Source organism: Streptomyces kebangsaanensis (assembly GCF_001906585.1).
Taxonomy (GTDB): domain Bacteria; phylum Actinomycetota; class Actinomycetes; order Streptomycetales; family Streptomycetaceae; genus Streptomyces; species Streptomyces kebangsaanensis.
Window position 1 is genome coordinate 147,833 of sequence record NZ_JUJA01000033.1, and the last position, 21,426, is coordinate 169,258.

The following is a 21,426-nucleotide window of genomic DNA, read 5'->3' on the forward strand; positions in this document are numbered from 1 at the left end:
GGTCGCGGCGGAACGCCATGACCTGCCGGTCGAAGGCCAGCGCCGTCGCCACCAGTCCTGCCGCCGTCGCCCCGAGCGGCCCCGTCGGGTCGTGGCCCAGCGACTCGGTCGTCTGGTCGTGCAGACGGCCCCACCAACGCGGGGTGCCTGCGGAGGGCCGTACCTTCGACAGGCGTTCGAGGCAGTGCCGGAGGAAGCGCTCGTCGTCGACGAGTAAACGGACCACGGTGGACAGCGCGGAGTCCTCGTCGTACCAGCCGGGGCCGGCCGGGACCAGGTGCTGGGCCGCGTCGGCTCGCAACTCGTCGGACTCGTCGTCGCGTTCGCGCTCCAACGCCAGCGCGGTGCGGCCGGTCTCCTGGCGGGCCGTGTCCAGGGCCCTGGTCACTCTGTCGGACACGCCGCGCAATACCGGGCATCCGGGCTCGCCACCGTGCCGGGCACAGGTCTGCCGGGCCGCACTGCGCAGCACGCCGCTGTCCAGCACCGCGCGCAGCACCGTGACGTCCTCGCGCGCGGCCAGCGCCAGCAGGCCGTCCTCGTCGATGACATCGCCCTGGAAACGTGGCTGGACGAACGGGAGGAAGTCCGCGGCGAGCGCGGCCAGGGCCCGGTCGGCCGCGTAGGGTTCACGCGGTGAGCGCATGAGCCGGTGCAACGGACTGAGGTCCGCATGCGGCGCAAGGGACTCGAGCCACCCGGCAAGCCGCTCCGTGTTGTCCGGGGCACCGAGCCACAGCGGACCGCTCGCGCCCAAGTCGATGAGGGCCGACACCAGTTCCTTCGGGTCGTCGTAGGCACGGTCGCCGTACCGGAACGGCTCGGCGGGGGCGGTCGCGGACTCCTGCCCGCACCAGGCCCGTACTTCCTCCGGCCCCAGGCGGCCGCCGGCCAGCCGGTCGAGCAGGTCGTCCCACCGCGGGTCGCCCGTGTCGGCGGCCGGAGGGTGAAGCAGGGCGTCCGTCAGCTCTTCGGGATCCTGGCCGGCCTCGATCCGCGGCCGACCGGTGAGAAGTTCGTGGACGGTGGCGGCCACGCTGACCCAGGCGCTGCGGACGCCCCAGCGGCCCCGCAGCGCCAGATGGGCCGGTGCCAGATAGTGCGTCAGCGGCGGGCGCGGACCCCGTGCGCACTCCCCGCCCAGCACGGCCGCGCCGTCGAGATCCGGGAGCACCAGTTCGGAGCCGCCCAGCTCGCGCAGGTACAGCGTGTCCGGTGAGATGTTGACGGGGACCGCCGCGAAGTCGCGCTCCCAGGTCTCCAGCAGATCAGCCAGGCCGGTCAGCAGGGCCCGGACGGTCGGCTCGGCCAGTCCGCCGAGACGGCCCGGAGGCCCTCCCGGCGCGGCGAGCGCATCGTTCAACGCCTTTCGCAGCGTCCCGCCGCCTGGCAGCCGCAAGGTCTCCCAGGTGACGGTGCGGCTGCCGTCGGGCAGGGTTTCCACCCCGCCGTCGAGACGCGCCAGGACGTCCGCGTTCCCGTTGCGCAGCCGGTCTTTCGCCGCGCTCGGCTGGAAACCGCGCGCGTGCACCTTCAGCAGGACGATTCCCTGCGGGCTGACCACCGGCGCCGCCAACCACAGGCGCCCGCCGACGGCGGCCTCGGCGGGCAGCATCGCCAGGAGCTGGTAGCGGCGCCTGACGCCGAGCGGGAGTTCCACCTGTTCCTCGTCCGGCCCGAGCGCGGATTCCCTGGCCGAGTCCTCCGCGTCCGTCGCGCCCGCGCCGCGCAGCAGGTCGTCGATGGGGTCCACCGCGCCACTGTCCCCGGCTGGTCCGGTATGCGGGTGAGTGGTGCCCCGCGGGTGCGTGGCCTTCACGGTGTCGCAGTCGTGCTCGTCGCAGTAGGCGGTGGCGCAGGGGTGCTCGCCGTCCCGGCAGTAGTACTTCACCGGTCGTTCTCCTTCTGAAGCGGGCCGGACGAAGTGATCGGCGGTCTGACCTCCCGGGGTGCGTCGCCGGATTCCGGTGCGGAGCCAGGGAGGAAACGGCGACCTGGACGCCAGGAAACCTGTCCATGGCGGAAGCCAGCTGTGCGTAAGGCCCTTTCCAGCAGTGCCAGTTCACCCGGCCGGGGTACGCCGATGAGCCAGGCGTCGCTGTCGGATGCCACGAGCTGCATGGGCGCGCGCTCGGGGCGGTGCTCCAGCCACGGGCCGTACCGCTCCCGCCCCAGTGGGGTGAGCGGGGTGACGATCTGGTTGGCCGAGCCGCGCCAGATCAGAGCGGTTGGCAGGTCGGCCCGGAAGGGCTCGCTGATCACCGTGTCCGCGAGGCCGCCGGTCACCTCGGGAGCGCGCTGCTCCAGGACCGTCAGAGGGTGGCCTGTGTAGACGAGGAGATCGGCGGGGCGGTCGGCCACTTCTTCGCGGGCCACCCGCAGCAACGCGGTCAGCGCCTGCGGCTGGTCGCCTGGCTCGCCGCCGGACACGGTGAGCCCGTCCGCGCCCTGATCGAGCGCTCGCCGCCAGAGAACCCGGAAGTCCTCAGGGGTGAGGGGGGAGCCGTTCCCGGGTGACCAGGTGTCGTGGGCGAGGCAGCCCGCGCAGCGCACCGAGCATCCCTGGGTCCACACACCGAGCCGACGGCCCGGGCCCAGGGCCGTGACCGGGAAGTGCAGGCGGTTGACCTGCAGAGCCGTGTCCGTCGGAGCCGCTCCGGTCCGTTCCCCGCCGGTCAGTCCCATACCGGTCTCCAGCCTTCGTTCTCCGGGATGAGGTCCGCGAGGGTGATCCGGGCGTCCTCGGTCCGGGGCTCGTGGAACAGCTCCCGGCTGAGCGGGTTGACCACCGCACTCTCCACGAGGTTGAGGATGCCCCGTGCCCCGAGGCCCAGCTTGGCCACGGCCGCGTCCATCAGGGTGTCCCGCGCGTCCGCGCTGATCACCAGCTCGGTCTTGTGGACCGACCGGACACGTGCGACGACCGACTCGAGCGAGCGGTCCAGGACCTCACAGGCGGCCGCTTTGTCGATGAACCCGAGGGTGACGTAGTTGTCGCCGAGCCGGTTGCGCAACTCCGGGCGGCCGATCTTGCGGTCGAAGAAGTCCTCGTAGGCGGACCGGAAGTGGTTGAAGTAGGCGTCCGGGTGGTGGGTGAACTGATCGAGCAGCTCCTCGGCCCGGCGTACGGCCGCGTCCGGGTCGTTCTCCTTCTCGTTCCCCTCCTTCGTCGGCTGGGTGCCGAGGTTGGAGGTGAAGATGATGAAGCACTCGGAGAAGTACACGGTGCTGCCCCGGCTGTCGGTGAGCCGGCCGTCGTCCAGGATCTGGAGGAACAGGTCGAGGATGCGTTCGTGGGCCTTCTCGATCTCGTCGAAGAGCAGCACGCAGGCGGGCTGCGCCCTTACCGCGTTGGTGAGTTCGCCGCCGGAGTCGTAACCGACGTACCCGGGCGGTGCGCCGATGAGGCGCTGGCGGCTCTCGTCCACGCGGAACTCGGACATGTCGAAGCGCACCGGCTGTGCCTCTTCCCCGAGCAGCAGCGTGGTGACCGCGCGGGCCAGCTCCGTCTTGCCGACACCGGTGGGCCCCGCGAGGAAGAGGACGCCGCGGGGGCGGTTGCGGGCCGCCGAGGACTGCGCGCCGGTCAGTCCGACGGCCGCCCGGGTCAGGACATCGACGGTCTTGCGCACGGCCGTCGGCTGACCCAGCACTCGGTGGGACAAGTAGTCGTCAGCATCGGCGAGTTGACGGCGCACGGTGTCGCCCGCCCAGGGGTCGTCGGTGATGCCCACCCGCACCAGCCGGGCCGCGTCGGAGAAGACGGTGGGCCCCGGCGGCAGGGTGGCGGCGGTTCGTACGGTCGTGTGCACCTGGCGCGCGGTCATCCCGTCGGTGGCCCCCGCGAGCGACTTCAACTCCTCCTTCTGTGCCTCGGCGCCGAACACGCGGCGGACGAAGCGGGCTGCGAGCTGCGTACGACGGTCGAGGTTCGGGCGCAGCAACCGGATCACCCGAATCGAGTCGCTGGCCACCGGGAAGGCCGAGGGCAGGTGGTCCTGCTGCTCACACACCCAGATCAGCGTGAGCCCGAAGGCCCGCTCCCCAGGGCGGCCCGGCATCGGGATCGTGGGGGCCGTGTGGCCCAGTGCCTCGATCGCGGTGAACAGCGTGCGGTCGGCGCGCATCACCGTGTCGCCCGGCAGGGCGTGGGCGGCGTAGGGCACCACGAGGGCGACCGGCACGGTCAGCCCGTCCTCGCCGCTGAACAGGTCGTGCAGAGCCACCAGGAGCCCGCGCAGCTTGACCGAGTCGAACTCCGTCCCCTCATACCTCTTGAGCAGGTCCGCGATCCTCGCGTCCGCGGTCCTTCGGTCCGCGGTCCGTGGGGTGGGTGCGCGCGGATCCTCCGGGTCGTCCACGCGCTCCAGCCCGCGCAACGGGTCCAGGGTCAGCAGCGCGCCGTACCCCCGTGCGCGGCACACCTCCCACAGGACGTCCTGCAGGGTCACCAGCCGCACGGTGCCTTCGCGTACGGGGAGTTGATAAAGATCGCGGACATTGCCGGTGAGCAGGAGATGCGGGGCGAGGGACAGCGAGAGGTCCACCTCGCGCATCCATGCCTCGGGCAGGGTCGACCGCCTGTCGGCGGCAGTGCCGTCGGGGGTGGTGCTGCCAGGGCGAGGACCGTGTGGCGGAGTGCTCATGTGTCACCTCGCGCCGGGTCCGTGCGCTGCGTCGCCGTCTGCCGGGCGGCCGCCCGGGCCCGGCTGATCGCGGCAGCCGCGGTCTCCGCCCGCTCCGCCGCCTCCTGGTCGCGCTCCACGCGAGCGGCGGTCTCGACGGGGAGCGCCCCCGCCGGGGCCTGCTCCCGCCAGGTGCTGGCGAAACCCCGGGCGGCGAGCCGCGCGGTCAGTTCGTCCATGTCGGCGCACATGTGCTCCTGCGCCGCCCGGTCCGCCGCCGGGTCGCCGCCGGGGATCCGGACGATCTCCGCCGTCAGCGAGTCGGCGTCGTTCATGTCGAACCGGATGGCGTGGTGCGGGAACGCGTCCGGGAGGGGGACGAGGACGGTGTTCACGAGGTGTCCCGCCGCGCCCGCGACACCCGTGCTCACGCGGTGCCCCGTGGCGCTCTCCGCCGGCTCCGCCGTCACGGCGCCGGGAGCGGCGGTGAGGGACCACACCTCGCTCATCGCCGCGTGCACCGCCACGATCAGCTCGGCGCGGCTCTCGGCGGCGGTGAGCCGGCCGAGCACCTCCTGAGCGACCCGCAGGACGTCGCCCAGCCGCGCGAGGTCGTCCCCGCATTTGGCCTCCTGAGCCCGCAGCATGTCGGCGTACGCGGGGGCCTTGGGGTCCCGGGCAGCCGTGACCTGCTCCGCCACCAGAGCGATGCGCTCGCGAAGAACCGCAACCTCCTCACGCGCCCGTGCGGCGTGCTCGGCCTCCCGGCCCGCCGCGGCGAGCCGCGCGAAGGCAGCCTCGGCACCGGGTGCGCCGGCCAGTACCGCGCGGGCCGCGTCGTGCACCTCCTCCGCGCGGTCGGGCAGAGCCTCGGCCAGATCGGCGGCGCGGGCGAGCCTGGTCGCGGCCTCACGTTCGGCCGCCTCGGCGCGGACCCGCTCGGCCGCCGCTTCCGTCTCGGCCCGCTGCCGCGTGCTCTCCCGCTCGCGCCACGCCGCGAGTTCGTCGGCGGCCGTGGTGCTTGGGCGGGCCGCGGGTGCCGGTGCCTGCCGCACGGGACGTGCCGCCGCCCGCTCATGAGCGAAGCCCCGGGCAGCGGAGTCCAGCTGCTCCTCCACGGACGTCAGCCGCTTGCGTAACGAGCTCAGTTGCTCGGCCAGGGCGGCCGAGCCCTCCTCGATACCGGGCGTGGTGACCAGCGGTACGCCGATACGGACTCCAGTGACCGCCTGGGTCGCGGCGCAACGACGGGCCAGCCGACGGGCGTACGCGCGGGTGTCGATGAACTCCTGCTGGAGGCGTAGACACCGGGCGCGCTCCTCGGCCGCGAGCTGTTCCCAGTCGATGATCACCGACGAGCTCATGCATCCCCCCGGATGTCGTGCCGCGCACAGGTGCGCTACGCGAGGAGCATACGTTATCGGACGGAAGGCCAAGATCGTTTCTCTATAAGGGATTTGAGGTGCCATGACGCAATTCGTAGGTCATGATGGATTCGCCGAGGCCCACGGCCCGCGATGGCCGGACGGTTCCCGGCGAGCCGCGCGGCCCCCGCCGCCGTCACAGACCCACGGCCGGGACGGCCAGAGACCACCAGGGACGAGCATGAAAAACTCCGCGCCACCCCCCGACGACGGACCAAGGGACGACGGCCTCGACGGCGCCCACGCCGACCTCGCCTCGACCTTCCCGCCCGCCGCTGCCCCCTCCCTGGAGCACGGTTACGCCTGGCGCTGCGGAGGCGATGACGCCTCCGGCTGCGCGCAGGCCCACAGCGGTACGGCCGACTGGACCGACAGCGGCATCGAGGTCTGCCCGGTGCACAACATCCGGCTCGAGTACCGCCTGCCCTGAGGGAAGAAGCGGGCGAGAAGGGTGGGGAACGGTTGGAACTGCTGAGCAGCTATGCGGTGGGCCACGCCAAGAGCTGGCTCGCCCGGATCAGCGGCGGCGCACTGGTCTTCTGGGCGGTGGCCGGTCTCGCGGTGCGGTCCTGGCTCCCGCCGGTGCGCGGCTGCGCGGACGCACGGGGCACTGCGGGGATGTGGTGCCAGGGCAGCCGCTTCGACGTCGTCACCCTGTGCGTGTACGGGGTGCTGGCGATCGCGGCGGCGGTGGGCTCCACACTCGTGGTGGCGGCGGCCTCCACTCCCGTCATCCGCTTCCTCGCCGGGACCTCCTGGCCGGTGACCTCGTGGCTCCGGCGCTGGACGGCCTGGCGTGTGGGGCGGCACCTACGCGTGTACAACCGGCTGCGCGCGGCCGATCCGGTCGCCCCGGGCATGAGCGCTTCCGGGCGGCCAGCCCCTGCCCCTGCCTCTGCCCCTGCCCCCGCCCTGGCCCGGCTGATGCTGGACCGCGCGCGGGCGCGACGGCGCCGCTACCCGAGGGAGCTGCTAATCGCGCCGACCCGTATCGGCAACAGCCTGGCCGCGATGACCGAGCGGGTGACCGGTCGGCACGGCTGGGACCTCGCGACCTGCTGGGAACTCATCGACCTGGCGCTCCCGGAGCAGCTGAGCGGCCGTCTGCGGGGCGACTCCGACCGGCTGACCACGCGTGGGCAGAACCTGCTGTGGGCGGTGCTGACCTGTCTGGCCGCCGCGGTGGGCCTGGGGGTGACGGTATGGCGGGACGACGGCGGACCGCTGGAGCTCGGCGCCTTCCTGGCGGCTGCTCTCGGGGCCGCGCTCGCCGTGTTCCTGCTCTTCCGGGGGCTGTGTGCCGCCGCCGACGTGTACTGCGACAGCGTGGAGGCCGTACTGGTCGCCGCCCGCGCCGACATCTACCGGGTGGCGGGCTGGCCCGCCCCGGCCACGCCCGCCGAGGAGCGGGAGCTGGGTGCGGCGCTGAGCGGTTACCTCAGCCGCCGCGGACTCCAGGCGCCGCACACCCTGTTCGTACCCCCGGAGCCCGAACCGGCGACGGCGTTCGCGCTCACACCACTCCCGGCCGCCCCCGCCGTCACCCTGCCCGACCAGTCCGGGAGCCACTCCGGGCCGGCTCCCTCGGTGCAGTCGGCGCCATGACGGACACGGTGCCCACCACCCCCGTCGGCCTCAACGGCCTGCCGCTGGGCGGAGCGGTCGCGGACGAGGACGACGCCTGGGACGTGGCGGCGATCCTCACGCGCGCGTGGGCCGTCGGCCCCGACGGCCCCGGCATGGCGTCGCTGATAACGGACCTCGCCCTCCTGGTCGCCGCCGAGGTGGACCACTTCGAGCACGCCGAGCCGCTACCTCCGCCGCTCCACCGGCTGCGGTGCCGGACCGTCGCCCTGCTCCGCCGCACCGCCCCGGCGCCCCGGCTTCACGACCGGGTGACCCGGCAGATGAGTCTCGCCCTGCTGCTCTTCCACTCCGGCGGCCTGACCGGCGAGCGCGCCGAGGGCGGCCCCACCGCCCGGATCACCGAGTGCCTGCAGGCCCTGCACATACTGGAGGACGCGTACGAATGCCTGGACGCCGTCCCGGCCCCGGGCAGTACGGTGCGATCCGCAAGCGGCCCCGGGCCGGATCCGCTGGAGGTCCTCCACCTCCTGTTCCAGGTGCACGCCGGGCTGGACGACCTCCTCGACCTGGCCCACGAGTTCCGGGCCGAGGTCGGGCCCAAGGAGAGCACACCCGGCTCCACCGCACTCCGGAAGCTGGCCGGCGAACTGCAGATGCAAAGGCAGCACGTCCTCGCCCGGATACGGCGCCTGACCCCGACCGACGACCAGGACCTGCGCGTGTTTTCGGCGGTGGATGTGCTGACCGAGTTGCAGCGGCTGCTCGGGGACGGGGAGGCCATGGCCTCGGAGCGGGTGGAACAGGTGCTGCAACGCGCGCGGCGGACCCGCGAGGAAGCCGGCATCGACCCCGGCGCCGCGCGGGCCCTGCACCTGCTCGAAGCGCGCGTCGAGCTGAAGTGGAACCTGGAACACCGCCTGGACACGCCCCAGGGAAAGGCCAGCCTACTCGCTACCCTGGACTATCTCGAAGGAGTGCGGCACCGGGGTGACGAGGCCGCGCTGCGCGAGTCCGTGCTGTTCGCGGAGGGTGCCATCCACGCGGTCAACGCCGGCCTCCTGCCGGTGTCCCGCGCCCCGGACATCGTCGGGGCATGCGACACCGCGCTCGCCGGACTCCCGCCTCGCGACTCCGAATACCCCAGCGCTCTGCTGATCCGGAGCATGGCCCGCGGCGTCCTCGTGCGCTACTCCCTCTCCGAGGACGCCATCGCCGGTGTCATCGACGACGTGAGCCGGGCACTGCCGCTCGTACCGCCCGACCATCCCGGCGTGCCCAACGCCCTGCTGGTCCTCAGCCACTCGCTCATGCAGCGCAGTCACATCACGGGCTCCGTCGCGGATACCCGAAAGGCACTTGCCCTGCTGAACCGGTATGCGTCGGACACGCTCCTGACCGGACCGGCCGCCGTGGTGCTGCGGCTGCTGCAGGCGCTGTCCCACCTCGTGTTCCACCAGCGGGCGGGTAGTGAGGACGTGGACTGCGATACGCCGCTCAGCCGCGGCGTCAACCACGTGGACGCGGCGCTCCTGATGGTCCGGCGCACCATGGACCGGCTGGAGAAGGACCGGCTGGGCGAGGTACTGACGTCGGTCGCCTGTCAGTTCGCCGCCCAGTGCTTCGCGCTGGCCGCTCAGCTGCCCGGCCGGGACAGCGCGGCCCTTGCCACCGAGGCGCTGCCGTGGGCGGAGCGGGCCTGCGCCGTCGTCCGGCCCAACACCACCGACCACCACCACATCCTGATGCTGCGCGACTGGCTCCTGCTGGTCTCCGGCGACGACGGAGACGCGAAGGAACGGCTGCTCTCCTACGTCCGGTCGCTCACCGGGCCGGCGGACTCGGCGGACCCCGAAGCCGGACTCGCGCGGCTGCTGCGCGGCGTGATCGGCCTGGCCGGGGCCGCGGGCACCGACTCCACGGTTGCTGAGCTGCGGGCCGCCGCCGATGAGTCCAGGCGCGGCTCCATGTGGGAACTGCGAATCGAGGGGGCGATGCGGCTTGCTGAGGGACTGCGCAAGCGCGCCCTCAGCCACTCGTGGTCGACGCGTATGGAGTCGCTCGACGCCGCCCTGCCCGATGGTTCGGTGCCGCCCGAAGCAGCCCCGCTGCTCGAACTGGCCCGCGCCCGCTTCGACCAGGTGCGTGCCGCGCGGGTCTCCCAGCCGGACCCCGGCGGTCCCGATCCCGAGGCGGACTTCGCGGAGTCCCGGCTCATTGCCCTTGGCTGCCTGCGCGAGTACGCCCGTACGGTCATGGGACAGGACGACACCGCTGACGCCCTGATCCTCGCGCGCGCAGCCGGGGCGCTGGCGCAGCGGGCAGCGCGCTGGGCAGCGTACGACCGGGCGTGGGACGACGTGGTACGAGCCCTGGAGACCGGCCGAAGCATCGTCGAGCAGACCAGGCTGCGTCCCGATACCGCCGCCCGGCTGCGCGCCGTCGGCCGGCACGACCTCGCGGACCGCTGGGAGCGGCGGCCCTCGGCACCGGCAGGCGCCCTGCCCTACCGGCCCGGTGACCCGGGCCGCGACCTGAGCGTCCCTGACCAGCTCGCCGCGCAGGTGGCCCACGTACTGGACGCCGACCGCCACGGCCGCGCCGAGGACGTGCCGACCGTGGCGTCCGTCGCCGCCGCCCTGCGGGCCGTCGGCGCCCACGCGCTCGTCTATCTGCTGCCTTCCCCGCCACCGGAAGCCAAGGACATGCTGGAGCGAGGCGCCGTCCTCGTCACGCCGGACGGGAACGCCGAGTGGGTCCCGCTGCCCGCCGCACCCGGCGACGACGCGGCCTTGACCCGCTACGTCGAAGCCCTGCGAGCCCGCACTCGACCAGAGGCGGACGACGAGCATCGGTCCGCCACCGTCGCGCACTGGCGGGCGGCGCTCGCGGACCTGTCGGAACGGTCGGGCAGGAGCCAGCTGTCACCACTTCTGCGTGAGCTCGCGAGTCGCTGCGGGCGGCGTGCGGACGGGCGGCACCGGGTGGTGCTGGTCCCGGCGGGCGAACTCGCCTTCGTCCCGTGGGCGGCCGCAGTGCTGGACCAGGACACACCGGCGGTGGACCAGCTGGTGATGACGACGGTGTGTGGCGCCCGCCAGCTCATCGCCGCGTCCGCGCTCCCCCCGGTCCGGGCCGGCGAGGAGGCCCTGCTCGTCAACGGCCTCACCGCCGACCAGGCCGACTGGGCGGCGACAAGCACGCTCCGCGAGGCCGTCTACCCCAGAGCGACCGTGGCCGACGCGGCGCAGGCCACTGGCCCCTGGTTGCTGCGCCGACTCTCGGAAACGGCACACAAGTTCACCGTCGTGGACATCGCAGCCCACCTCATGGCGGACGTGACCGAGTCCTGGCGCGCCCGGATCGCCCTCCCGGACGGCGGTCTGCGCATCGACCAGATCAGCGCGCTCGACCTCGCCGGTCCCACCGCCGACATTGGCTCACCACGCGGTGTCTGCGTTTCGCTGGCCTGCTGCGCGAGCAACGTCAGCCTCAGCCATCCCGACGAGGGCTTCACCGTCGCGTCGGCGTTCCTCGCGGCCCGTGCCGGGGCGGTCATCGCCTCGCTGTGGCCGCTCACGAACGCCACCACCGGCTTTCTGATGGCCGTCTTCCACTACCACCTGCGCCGTGGCCACGAGCCCGCCGAGGCCCTACGCCGGGCCCAGCGCTGGATGCGTGACCCTGATCGCCGTGCTCCCGCCCGCTTCCCGGCACCACTCGCCCGTGCTTTCGAGGCACGAGTCGCCCGATTCGAGGCTTCCCTGCGGGAGAAGGGGGACAGCATGACATCACCGGCGCACTGGGCCGGAGTAGTCCACCTGGGACGCTGAACCGGCGAATCCGTCCGGCCGCGCGCATGAGGCGTTCGACCGTGCAGCGGGCTACCTCGCATCCCTCGCGTCCCAGGGCTGCGTGGACCTTGCGTGCCCCGTAGACACCGTAGTTGGCCGCGTGAATCCGGCGGATCTCCACAGTGAGTTCCTCGTCGCGCAGGCTGCGGGCTGAGGGCGGGCGGGTGCGGGCGGCGTAGTAGGTGCTCGGCGCGATCGGCGCGTCCGTCTCGGCGAGAACGTCGCAGATCGGCTGGACGCCGAACGTCTCCTTGTGCTGGTCGATGTAGGCGACCTTCATCGCAGTGGACGGTCCAGCTCCGCTGCGAAGAAAAGCCGAGGCGGACTTCAATATCGCGTTCGCCCGCCGCAGTTCCTTCACCTCCCGCTCCAGCTCCGCGATCCGGGCGGCGTCGGCACTGATGGTGCCGGGCACGATGCCTTCGTCGGTCTCGGCCCGCTTGACCCACCCGCGCAGGGCCTCGGGATGCACATCGAGCTGGTCGGCGATGCGCTTGATCGCACCGGCCCGGCCGACCGGGTCCTTGCGCGCCTCGACCGCCAAGCGCGTCGCGCGTTCGCGCAGTTCGTCGGGATACTTACGGGGAGCAGCCACAAACGGCATCCTTCCGGGTCTTCGATGTCTCCATCGAACCCGGGGCGGTTCAAAGAGTGGGGTCTCATGACAGAAGCTGCTCGGGCGGCGTGCTCGGGGCGGGTACTCAGCATGTCTTGTAAGCCGGCAGGGAGCGGGCGCTCGCAGACTTCATATATGTGCGGGCGCTGTCGGGTACGTTTGGTGACCTTGAGTCTTCTTCGTCGTGGCGCCCGTGCTGGATCGGTGCTGGATGAGCGGGCATTTTCGCAGGTCAGAGCCTTATGGTGGAGTTCCGCTTCAACGTCTGATACGTCTAGCGAAAGGCCGTCTGACCTGCGGCGGAGTGGGTTGGGCGGCCTTTACGGTCCGCGCAGAGTCCGCAGCGTGCTGACTTCGGTCAGCGCGCGGGAGAGCGGCTACGCCGCTTCGTCGACCGGTGGCTGGGCGTCGGCGGACTGGTCCGCGTACGCCTTGTCGACCGCGGCCCGGGTCCGCTCCTCGGAGTCGGGCCACAGGTGGGTGTAGATGTTCAGCGTCATGGCCGCGTTGGTGTGGCCGAGACGCTCGGAGACCGTCTTCACCGATTCGCCGTGCTTGATCAGCAGGCTGGCGTAGTGGTGCCGGAGGGCGTGGGGGCCGGTGCCCTTCGGTATGCCTGCCTTCGCGCAGGCGGGCCGCCAAGACCCGTCCATGAAGTGCGTGTAGACCACGGGTCCGCCTTGCGGCGCCGTGAAGATCCAGCTCTCGGGCCCATCGGCGGGGAACTCCCGCAGGTGGGTCTTCATCGCATCCACCGCCATGCGGGGGAGCGGGACCGTGCGGTGCGAGCGAGCGGTCTTGGGCGGGCAGACGTACACGCCGTGCTTGGCGGTCTGCTGGATCTGCTGCTCGACCGAGACGGTCGCGTGCAGCAGGTCCACGTGCCGGAGCTGGAGGCCGAAGAGCTCGCCGGGGCGGAGCCCGGTGGCCGCGCCGAGCAGCACGAGGCCCTTGTATCGGGCGGGTATCTCCTCGGACAGCGTCCGCACCTGCTCGACGGCCAGCGGCACGATCTTCTTCCGTGGCACCGAGGGCAGCTTCGCCTCGGCGCACGGGTTGTGAGGGATCATCCGGTCACGGACGGCGGCCCGGAAGACGGCGTTGACGGTGTTGAAGACCGTCCGTGAGGTGCTGGCGGCCAGCCCGTGCGTGGTGGTGAGGCTGGCGACCCAGCTCTGCACATCGCCGGGCTTGATGGCGCCGAGTGCCCGCTTCTCCCAGGCCGGGTAGACGTAGCAGCGCAGGTGCTGTGCCACCGCCTTGGCCGTGGAAGGCCGGTGCGGCTGGATGGCCCGCCATTCCTCCGCGTACTCCTTGAAGGGCTTCTTCGCCGACCGCGGGTCGACGTACTGCCCGGTGACCATGCTGGCCGTGACCTCGTCGAGCCACCGCTGGGCGTCGATCTTACGCTCGAAGTGGCGCGCGTGCTCCTTGCCGTCGAGGTCGCGGTAGCGGGCCCGCCATTTGCCGTTGGGGCGCTTCTGGATGTTGGCCAAGTGGCTTCTCCTTCGTGTCGGTTGTCAGTAGTGGCCGCCGTCCTCGATGTCGCTGCTGAGAGTGCGAGCGTCCCGCTCGTCACCCATGAGGCGGAGGCACTGCTCGTGGATCGCCCGCGAGCTGTCGGGATGGGCCTTGATGTGATCGGCGATGGCGACCACGGCGTGGTGCAGGCGGTCGCGCGCGTCTCGGGCCTCGTAGAACGCTTCGACGGCCTCCTGGACGAGCCGCCGGCTGTCGATGTCGAGCCCCTCCAGGGGCGGGGACATCAGCTCTTCCAGAGGAAGCTCGAAGACGCGGGCGAAGGCGAGGGCCTCGTCGAGATTGATACGTCGGCGAGGGGTGCCGTTCTCGATGCGCCAGACCGCTGTCTGGTTCATCTTGACGCCGGCCCTGGTCACCCGCTCGGCCAGCTCGGTCGTGCTCCACCCTCTGACCTCGCGCTCCAGGGCCACGCGCGCGGCCACATTCCCCTCGCTGTAGAGCAGCGGCACCTCGCCGCCCTCGGGCTTGTCGCCTGCCATCGAACCTCCATCATCCCCATCGCTATCCAGATTGAAACATGAGCTTCCCGATTTGGGTAACCGCCGATCGCGGGGTACAACCTTATGCAGATCGAATCACTATCTAACCGAATGGGAATGCATGCGATACCTGACCACCGCCGAGGTCGCCGAGCGCTACCGCACAGCCGAGAGCACCGTCCGCTACTGGCGCCACATCAAGAAGGGCCCGCGCGGCATCAAGGTCGGCAAGCGGGTGCTGTACCCCGAGAGCGAGCTGCTGCGCTACGAGCGCACCCTGATCGACGGCCGAGACGAGTGGGGCCTGGCCGCATGAGCCACCGGCAGGCCCGGACACGGCAACGGCCCCCGGCGCGCCAACGCCGAGGGCCGGAGATTCCCCTGCACGTCGCCCATCTCTGAACGAACGAACCGGTGAGGGGCGGGACCTTGCCCGTCCCGTCCCTCACCCGAGAGGAACGTCTATGGCGGACCCTACGTCCCCCGCCACCTCGAACACACCCTCCGAGGTTGCCTGGCCCACCACCGCGGTCCCCGGCCAAGGCATCACCTGGCGCAACGGGGACCGAAGCGGAGACCGAACGGAGTCACGGTCCCCTGCTGCACCCGCCAGCGGCGATGCTTCGACGGGTGTTCCGGTCGGGGACCGAAACACCCCCAGCGCGGAACATGTGCAGGTCAGTGCCTTGGGGACCGGTCCCGCGGGAGCGGAAGTCGCGGACCGGACGGAGACTTTCGGTCCCCCGGTCCCCGAACCCGGTCCCCGAATCCCGGGCGAACACGTCGTGCTCCGAGCAGATGGTGATGGCCACGGTCCCCACGTATCTGCGGGGACCGTGGTCCCCGGCGGCGGACCGGGGACCGGGGACCGCGCCGGTGCGGGCGGCGAGACGGCCGACAAAGGAGCCGCGCTGCTGGATGACCTGCGTGCGGCTATCGGCCGGTACGTGGTGCTGCCGAGCGAGGAGGCGCTGACGGCGGTCACGTTGTGGGTGGCGGCCTCCCACATCCAGCCCGCTCTCCAGCACGCGCCACGGCTGGCGGTAGTGGGGCCGACCAAGGGATGCGGCAAGTCCCGCGTCCTGGACGTACTCCACGAGACCGTGCACCAGCCGATGATGACGGTCAACACGTCCCCCGCAGTGGTCTTCCGCGTCATCGGCAAGAACCCGCCGACGCTGCTGGTGGACGAGGCCGACACCATCTTCGGCCCCAAGGCCGGCGAGAAGGAGGACCTGCGCGGCCTGCTGAACGCCGGGCACCAGCGCAACCGGCCCGCCTGGCGGATCTCCGGGCCGGAGCACAAGCCGACCGCGTTCCCCACCTTCGCCATGGCCGCGCTCGCCGGGATCGGCGACCTGCCCGACACGATCATGGACCGGGCGGTCGTCATCCGCATGCAGAAGCGCAAGCCCGGCGAGCGGATCACCCCGTTCCGCTCACGGTACTCGCTGCCCGAACTGCACGCGCTGCGCGACCGGCTGACCGCCTGGCTGACCCCGCTGCGGAGCACCGCCGCGGGCCTGGTTCCGCAGATGCCGGTCGAGGACCGCGCCGCCGACACGTGGGAGCCGCTGGTGATCGTCGCCGACCTGGCCGGCGGGCACTGGCCCTCGCGGGCCCGTGCCGCCTGCCGGGCGATGACCCGCAACGAGGTGGTCCAGGACGAGCAGACGACCCTCAAGACGCGGCTGCTGCGCGACATCCGCCGCGTCTTCGAGCAGGAGGGCCGCAAGGAGGCTCTGCGCAGCCAGGACCTGCTCGCCGCCCTCGTCCAGGACGCCGAAGCGCCCTGGGCCGAGTACGGGACGAAAGGCCTGAACGCCTACCACCTGGCCAACCTGCTCAGGGACTTCGGCATCAGCCCGGCCAACCACCGCTTCGAAAACGGCAGGCAGGCCAAGGCATACGCCCGCAACCAGTTCCTCGACGCCTGGGCCCGCTACTGCCCCGACCCCGCCCAACCGGCCCCCGCAGCCGGGCTCGAGGCCACGCCCGCACGTCCAGTCCAGGGCAAGCCACCCACCCCTCCGTCCGGGACGCTGCCCGTCGGCCCGCCCGGCGGGCCTGCCGGCCCCAAGCCCACTCGCTGACACCGACTCCGTATCAATCCGTTGCATCCGTCCCCGCGCAGGTCAGCGCGGGGACGGAGTTCCTCGCCAATACGGATCACTCCGTACCGGCGACCGTCTCCGTACCTGCCCTGACCAGCTACGGGACGGATGCAACGGACGTGACGAAGCCCCACCCCACACGACTACCGGAGCACCGACATGCCCGAAACGAGCACCGACAACGCCCCCATCCGCCGCCGCAAGGAACTCTTCGGCCTGCCCCGCCGATCAGCAGCAAGCTGGAGCGAACGAGCCTCTAACGAGGCTTCGTCCGCGCTTGCCCCCGCCCCAGGGGTGGCGGAGGAGAAGGCCGAGCGCCAGGGGGCGCCCGAGCCGGAGGAGGGCATAGCCGAGACCAGCTGTCCGTCCGCAGCCGCCTCCGTCGCCCCTCGCACTCAGCCGCCGACCGATGCCCAACCGCCCGTCGAGCAGCCGTCCTGGCGGGATCTCGACGCCCCCGTCCTGCCCGCGCTGATGAACCGCAAGCGCACAGTGGAGAAGCGCGACCAGGAGAAGACCATCCGCTTCACGCGGACCGCGGTTCGCGTGATCAGCGCCGCCGCTCACCAGCGGGGTCAGAAGTTCGCCGGATTCGTCGGGGACGCTGCCGCCGCCGTCGCCCTCGGCAAGGCGGGGCCGGTCGGCAGCCCGGAGGACGATCCTCTCCGCCCGCTGATCGAGGCCGTCGAGGCACACACGGTCGCGCTGAACCGCATCGGCGGCAACCTCAACCAGATCACCGCAGCCATCCACCGAGGAACAGTGCCCGAGCGTGCCGAGGCGGTGCTGGACCGCGTCGAGCAAGCGGCTCAGAACAGCTACCGGCTGATCGACCAGCTCCTGGCGGAAGGCACCGCACATGGTTCCTGACGTCTCCACCGGCTCCGACACCCGTGGACTGATCGTCTACCTCTTCGGCCCCGGCCGCCGCGACGAACACACCGACCCTCATATCGTCGCCGCCTGGGACATGGCCGGCGCCCCCGACCCCGGCCGCACCCCCGAGGCCAGCTACACCCTGCTCGCCAGGCGCCTCGACCACCACGTCGACCTGCGCACCCGCGAGCTGGGCGGCAAGAAGCCGCCGCAGCACGTGTGGCACTGCCCGGTCCGCACCGCGCCCGGCGACTGCTACCTCACCGACGCCGAGTGGGCCGAGGTCGCGCGCCGCATCGTTCACGCCGTCGGCATCGCACCCGAAGGTGACGAGAAGGCATGCCGGTGGATCGCGGTGCGCCACGCCGATGACCACATCCACATCATGGCCACCACCGTCCGCGCCGACGGGCGCCGCCCGCGCACCCACCGCGACGGACAGCGGGCCCAAGCCGAATGCCGCAAGATCGAAGCCGAATTCGGCCTGCGCCGCCTGAAGTCCGGCGACCTCACCGCGCCCCGCACCCCCACCGGCGCCGAACGCGCCAAGGCGGAACGCCAGGGCCAGACGGTCACGGCACGGCAGTGGCTGCGCGAGCAGGCGTACGCGGTCGCCGCAGCCGTACGCAACGAAGCCGACTACTTCACCGCGCTGCAGTCCCTCGGCATCAAGGTCAAGACCCGCCTCGGCCCCCAGACCGGTGACGTGATCGGCTACAGCCTCGCCGCACCCGGCGACACCAACGCGGCCGGCGAACCCGTCTGGTACAGCGGCTCGAAACTCGCCCCCGACCTCTCCATCAACCGCCTACGCGAACGCCTCCCCGACCAGGAGGTGGCCGACCGCCCAGAGCGCATGGCGGACCCCAACACGCCATGGTGGCGCGTCGAGAACGCCCTCAGCACGGCGAGCGCCATCCTCGGCTCGGACGACGACTCCGCGGTCCAGGGCCACTTGGATGCCTTCGGCGACACCTTGCACAACATGGCTCGCGCCACACACGGCCAATACAGGCAGGAATTGGTGTCGGCAGCCAGGGCGTTCAACCGGGCCCGCCGCTCAACGATCCGGGCCGACCACCAGGCCGCCGCCGCGCTGCGGCAGGCCGCAAAGGAACTCGCCTATGCCTCCGGTGAGCCGGGCGGGCTCGCCATAGCCGTGCTCTTCGCGGCCCTGCACTTGGCCCGCGCCGCCGCCAAGTGGCACGAGCAACGCGGCCACGAGCAGCAGGCGGCAGCAGCCGAGGAAACCCTCCGCCACCTCCAAGCGGGCTACCAGCAGGCCGCCGAACCGGTCTTGGCGGAGCTCGCCCGCCGCGCTCCAAGCGCCACAACCGCCAGCCGCTTCGAGCAGGACCTTCGTGCCGCCCTTCCCTACCACGCCGACCGCGTCCTCGCCGACCCCGCGTGGGCCGCCCTGACAACGACTCTCGCCCGCGCCAAGACTGCCGGCCACAACCCCCGGCACCTCCTGGCGGAGGTGGGTTCCGAGCGAGAGCTCGACAGCGCCGAGCACCCCGCCGAGGTTCTCACCTGGCGCATCGCCGCTCAGCCGAACCGGCGGACGCAAGCAGCTCGCAGCCGAAGCACCATCAGCGGCGTATCGTCCGTGTCCGCCGCGCCACACCCTCCGGCCACGCCAGTGGCCATGAGGCTTGAAGAACGAGGTCGGCACCGGTGATCCCGTCCGATGCTGTCCTGCGACAGCGAGCCGTGGCCGCTTGTCATCGAACTTTGACCACCATCGGGCTACCAGGGGATCTCTCGTCCCTTGTCGGTCAAAATGAGGGTCAGGCAGCCGATCCACTCGCCGTCGTCGGGGTATTCCCAGTTGTCGTCGTTGGCCAGGAGCGCAGGCAACTCGTCACGCGCGATGGGCCTGCCGGGCTGGAAGCCACTGCTCCCGTCGGGCGCGGTCCAGGGGATGACGCGGCAGACGTCGATCCACCGCCTGTCGACGAGCGGAAGCAAGACGTCGGCCAGCTCCGCACCAGGAGCGTCCTCGTACGGCTCCTCCAGGTCGCCGCGTACGCCCGGGAGGATGTCGATCTCGAATGCGTTGAGCATGAACGCACGCTGAGGAGGAGACAGGGGTTCTGGTGAGCTCATGCTGGGATCGTCGCATCTGCTCGACGACACGTAGCACAGTCGCGCCGGGGCGGCACGTGTCTGGATCCCTGGGCAGAGTTCGATGGGTGCGGCTCCCTTGGAGGGACCTTTTTCATCGGAGCCAGTCTTGGCGGCTACCAGGCTGGGGTGCCGCGTCACTCGCTGGCATGATCTCGCTTGTGGGTGTGATGTATGACTACTTCTCCGCGGCATCGGACGAATCGGCCGCCACGACCATCGACTTGCCCGGCGGGCCGGACGGTGTGGGAGCGAAGCTGCCAATGCCCGTCCCGGAGATCGTGCGGCGTTACGGGCGCGACGGCCTTCGCGAGTTCATCAGGCCGCGGCTTCGCCTGGCCGAGACGGGGTTCCATGTCGTGTCCACCAAGGGGTTCGACTCGACAACCGATCTCGGAGCGATCGAGGGGATCTTGACCGGGGTCGACTTCGACGAGTTCCTGACACGGCCTCGGACCTCACACGCCGTCGCCGAACGCGACGGAGGCGAGCGTCTGGTGCTAACCATCAGCGATGAGCTTCAAGGCGTCCTTGCGAGGGTGGAGGCCGCTGAATTGACTGCGGCGGCACGGCGTTGGGTCGAAGAGCAGGGGTCTGGTGACACCGACGTGCTCGGCGGCCTGCTGCACGAGTTGGCTGAACTCGCCCGCGGGGCTCAGCGGCGCGGGGAACGGCTGTACTGCTGGATCTGTGTCTGATCGGCCCGAGTTCCCCGCTACCCCAGAGGACGGACGCGTTGGCATGTGCTGGTGGGACCGTCCCTCCAATGGAGCCACGCCCAAGTTCGACGGCCCACCACCAAGGTCCGCCGTCACAGGGCAGATGCCCTCGCCAGGAGTCGTGGCGAGGGCATCGACTCCTCTGTCAGGGATTCGCATCAGGCTGCTTCGGTTTCGCTCGGAGCAGCGATCGCATCAGTCCGCACAGCCAGCAGCCGCTCAGCCCACGCTCGGGCCTCAATCAGGTGTTCAGTCTGCAGTCCGGCACGGGGATCAGGTTGGATCAGGAGGGTCGCCGCGCCGCGGGCGGTGCGCTCCGCCGCCCAGGCGTGGTCGAGACCGGTGAAGTCGTCGTCGATCCAGACGGCGGGGGCGTCTCCCAGCCAGGCGTCGACGTGGTCGCGCTTCCACAGGTAGCCGTTGGGGTGGCTGGTGGTGATCTGAGGGTGCGGCAGGTCGACGTGCGGCAGAGGCGGGAGGTCGAGGAGTGGCCCGATCAAGGTGGTGGCGTCCTGCCGCCAGCTGGTGCACCAGACGGGGGTGACCAGGCTGGTACGGATCACGTCCATGAGCATGGGGCCGTGGGCGGGGTCGAGCCAGACGGTGACCGGGTTGTCGGCGCTCCGACCGGTGGGGACGACGTCGTGGCGGGCATGGGCGGCCGGGGTCGAGCCGTCCGTGTCGGGGAAGGGGATGAGGACGCCGTCGATGTCGAGGAGCAGGTAGGGCAGGCGCATCGGTTCCTCCAAGGGGATGCCAGGGCGAATGGCTGTCAGAGCTTGCGGGCCCGGATCAGCAGGGTGGTGGGCCAGTGGCCCGTGCGGGGGTCGTGGAACTCCTGGGCCGAGGTGAGCCAGAAGCCCGCCTGACTGAGGTGCTTCTCCCAGCGGTCGGTGGAGAACTCCCAGCGGGCGATGGGGAGTCGGGTGCGGTCGGGCAGGGCGACGAAGTCGCGGCGGGGTCGGTCGTCGCCGGAGGGGCTTCGGCCGCCGCGCTGCGGGTGGGGGACGGAGAAGGCGAGCACCCGGCCGGGCGTGAGGCGTTGGGCGATGGCCGGGAGCAGGAGTTCGGGGGCGACGAGGCCGACGGCGCCGAAGACGGAGTAGATCGCGTCGAACTGCTCGTCGGAGGCATGCAGGTAGTGCAGGGCGTGGCTGGCGACGAAGGTGAGGTTGTTCAGCCGTCCGTAGTGGGAGCGGGCGCGGCGGACCTGGAGGCCGACCAGGTCGACGCCGGTGACGTGGGCGCCGTGGCGGGTGGCGAGGTGGGCGGCGTTGTGACCGGGGCCGCAGCCGAGTTCCAGGAGCTGTTTGCCGCGCAGGTCGGGCCCGAGGACGTCGGCGCTGGGGCCTTGGCCGGGCCTCGTGGTCCACTCCATCCGGGCGGGTACGGCGAGGGGTTCGGCGAGTCCGGCGGCGGTGCGCTGGAGGGCGTGGGCGTGCCACGGGGAAGCCTGGGCGAGCACG

At 71.5% G+C, this 21,426-nt stretch carries 16 protein-coding genes, 1 pseudogene and 1 other annotated feature; of the genes and pseudogenes, 8 read left to right on the forward strand and 9 right to left on the reverse strand.

What is annotated here, in order from left to right; all coding sequences use genetic code 11:
- Positions 1–1,887 precede the first annotated feature (1,887 nt).
- Genes RH94_RS04015 through RH94_RS04025 form a run of 3 tightly spaced genes read right to left on the reverse strand, consistent with a single transcriptional unit; the run spans position 1,888 to position 5,989 of the window.
- On the reverse strand, positions 1,888–2,685 hold the full coding sequence (locus RH94_RS04015; RefSeq protein ID WP_073946258.1) for a 4Fe-4S single cluster domain-containing protein: 798 nt from the start codon (positions 2,683–2,685) through the stop codon (positions 1,888–1,890).
- A complete protein-coding gene (locus RH94_RS04020; RefSeq protein ID WP_107428618.1) occupies positions 2,676–4,646 on the reverse strand; it encodes an AAA family ATPase in 1,971 nt (656 codons plus the stop codon). The genes RH94_RS04015 and RH94_RS04020 overlap by 10 nt, the downstream gene beginning before the upstream one ends.
- Positions 4,643–5,989 (reverse strand): hypothetical protein, encoded by a 1,347-nt coding sequence (locus tag RH94_RS04025; protein ID WP_143203947.1) that lies wholly within the window; start codon positions 5,987–5,989, stop codon positions 4,643–4,645. Before RH94_RS04025 ends, RH94_RS04020 begins: the two co-directional genes overlap by 4 nt.
- Positions 5,990–6,230: 241 nt before the next feature.
- Here RH94_RS04025 and RH94_RS40220 point away from each other — a divergent pair, with 241 nt between their 5' ends.
- From RH94_RS40220 to RH94_RS42280, 3 genes are read left to right on the forward strand one after another with little or no spacing between them, the layout of a single operon-like run.
- On the forward strand, positions 6,231–6,479 hold the full coding sequence (locus RH94_RS40220; RefSeq protein WP_073946261.1) for a hypothetical protein: 249 nt from the start codon (positions 6,231–6,233) through the stop codon (positions 6,477–6,479).
- 32 nt (positions 6,480–6,511) lie between these two features.
- Entirely contained in the window at positions 6,512–7,654 is a 1,143-nt protein-coding gene (locus RH94_RS40225) for a hypothetical protein (protein ID WP_073946262.1), read from the forward strand.
- Entirely contained in the window at positions 7,651–11,466 is a 3,816-nt protein-coding gene (locus RH94_RS42280) for a CHAT domain-containing protein (protein WP_073946263.1), read from the forward strand. Before RH94_RS40225 ends, RH94_RS42280 begins: the two co-directional genes overlap by 4 nt.
- A 25-nt stretch (positions 11,467–11,491) precedes the next feature.
- Here the strand turns inward: RH94_RS42280 and RH94_RS46565 are convergent.
- The 3 genes and pseudogenes from RH94_RS46565 to RH94_RS04060 form a co-directional block, all read right to left on the reverse strand.
- Positions 11,492–12,091, reverse strand: a pseudogene (locus tag RH94_RS46565) (IS3 family transposase); the annotation flags it as partial.
- Positions 11,675–11,805: a sequence feature (AL1L pseudoknot), on the reverse strand. Its footprint overlaps the pseudogene before it by 131 nt.
- Before the next feature lie 389 nt (positions 12,092–12,480).
- On the reverse strand, positions 12,481–13,599 hold the full coding sequence (locus RH94_RS04055; protein ID WP_073946264.1) for a tyrosine-type recombinase/integrase: 1,119 nt from the start codon (positions 13,597–13,599) through the stop codon (positions 12,481–12,483).
- Between the two features lie 24 nt (positions 13,600–13,623).
- Positions 13,624–14,124 carry a helix-turn-helix transcriptional regulator gene (locus tag RH94_RS04060; protein ID WP_073946265.1) on the reverse strand — a complete coding sequence of 167 codons (501 nt, stop codon included), beginning with the start codon at positions 14,122–14,124 and terminating at the stop codon, positions 13,624–13,626.
- A gap of 121 nt (positions 14,125–14,245) precedes the next feature.
- Between RH94_RS04060 and RH94_RS04065 the strand changes: the two genes are divergently transcribed.
- The 4 genes from RH94_RS04065 to RH94_RS04080 all read left to right on the forward strand — a co-directional run bounded on the left by RH94_RS04065 (position 14,246) and on the right by RH94_RS04080 (position 18,795).
- Positions 14,246–14,440 (forward strand): helix-turn-helix transcriptional regulator, encoded by a 195-nt coding sequence (locus RH94_RS04065; RefSeq protein ID WP_073946266.1) that lies wholly within the window; start codon positions 14,246–14,248, stop codon positions 14,438–14,440.
- Positions 14,441–14,960: 520 nt separating this feature from the next.
- Entirely contained in the window at positions 14,961–16,217 is a 1,257-nt protein-coding gene (locus RH94_RS04070) for a DUF3631 domain-containing protein (RefSeq protein ID WP_073946267.1), read from the forward strand.
- A gap of 315 nt (positions 16,218–16,532) precedes the next feature.
- Positions 16,533–17,108, forward strand: a complete 576-nt coding sequence (locus RH94_RS04075) for a MobC domain-containing protein (protein WP_073946268.1) — start codon at positions 16,533–16,535, stop codon at positions 17,106–17,108.
- Positions 17,098–18,795 carry a relaxase/mobilization nuclease domain-containing protein gene (locus RH94_RS04080; RefSeq protein WP_073946269.1) on the forward strand — a complete coding sequence of 566 codons (1,698 nt, stop codon included), beginning with the start codon at positions 17,098–17,100 and terminating at the stop codon, positions 18,793–18,795. Before RH94_RS04075 ends, RH94_RS04080 begins: the two co-directional genes overlap by 11 nt.
- Before the next feature lie 68 nt (positions 18,796–18,863).
- Here the strand turns inward: RH94_RS04080 and RH94_RS04085 are convergent, their stop codons facing one another.
- Positions 18,864–19,181, reverse strand: a complete 318-nt coding sequence (locus RH94_RS04085) for a hypothetical protein (RefSeq protein WP_073946270.1) — start codon at positions 19,179–19,181, stop codon at positions 18,864–18,866.
- Between the two features lie 209 nt (positions 19,182–19,390).
- On the opposite strand from RH94_RS04085, the gene RH94_RS04090 reads away from it, so the two are divergent.
- Positions 19,391–19,939: a hypothetical protein gene (locus RH94_RS04090; protein WP_143203948.1), complete on the forward strand. Its 549-nt coding sequence runs from the start codon at positions 19,391–19,393 to the stop codon at positions 19,937–19,939.
- 179 nt (positions 19,940–20,118) lie between these two features.
- Here RH94_RS04090 and RH94_RS04095 read toward each other — a convergent pair whose 3' ends face one another.
- Positions 20,119–20,697, reverse strand: a complete 579-nt coding sequence (locus RH94_RS04095; protein ID WP_073946272.1) for an HAD domain-containing protein — start codon at positions 20,695–20,697, stop codon at positions 20,119–20,121.
- A gap of 35 nt (positions 20,698–20,732) precedes the next feature.
- A complete protein-coding gene (locus RH94_RS04100) occupies positions 20,733–21,425 on the reverse strand; it encodes a class I SAM-dependent methyltransferase (RefSeq protein ID WP_073946273.1) in 693 nt (230 codons plus the stop codon).
- Position 21,426 lies beyond the last annotated feature (1 nt).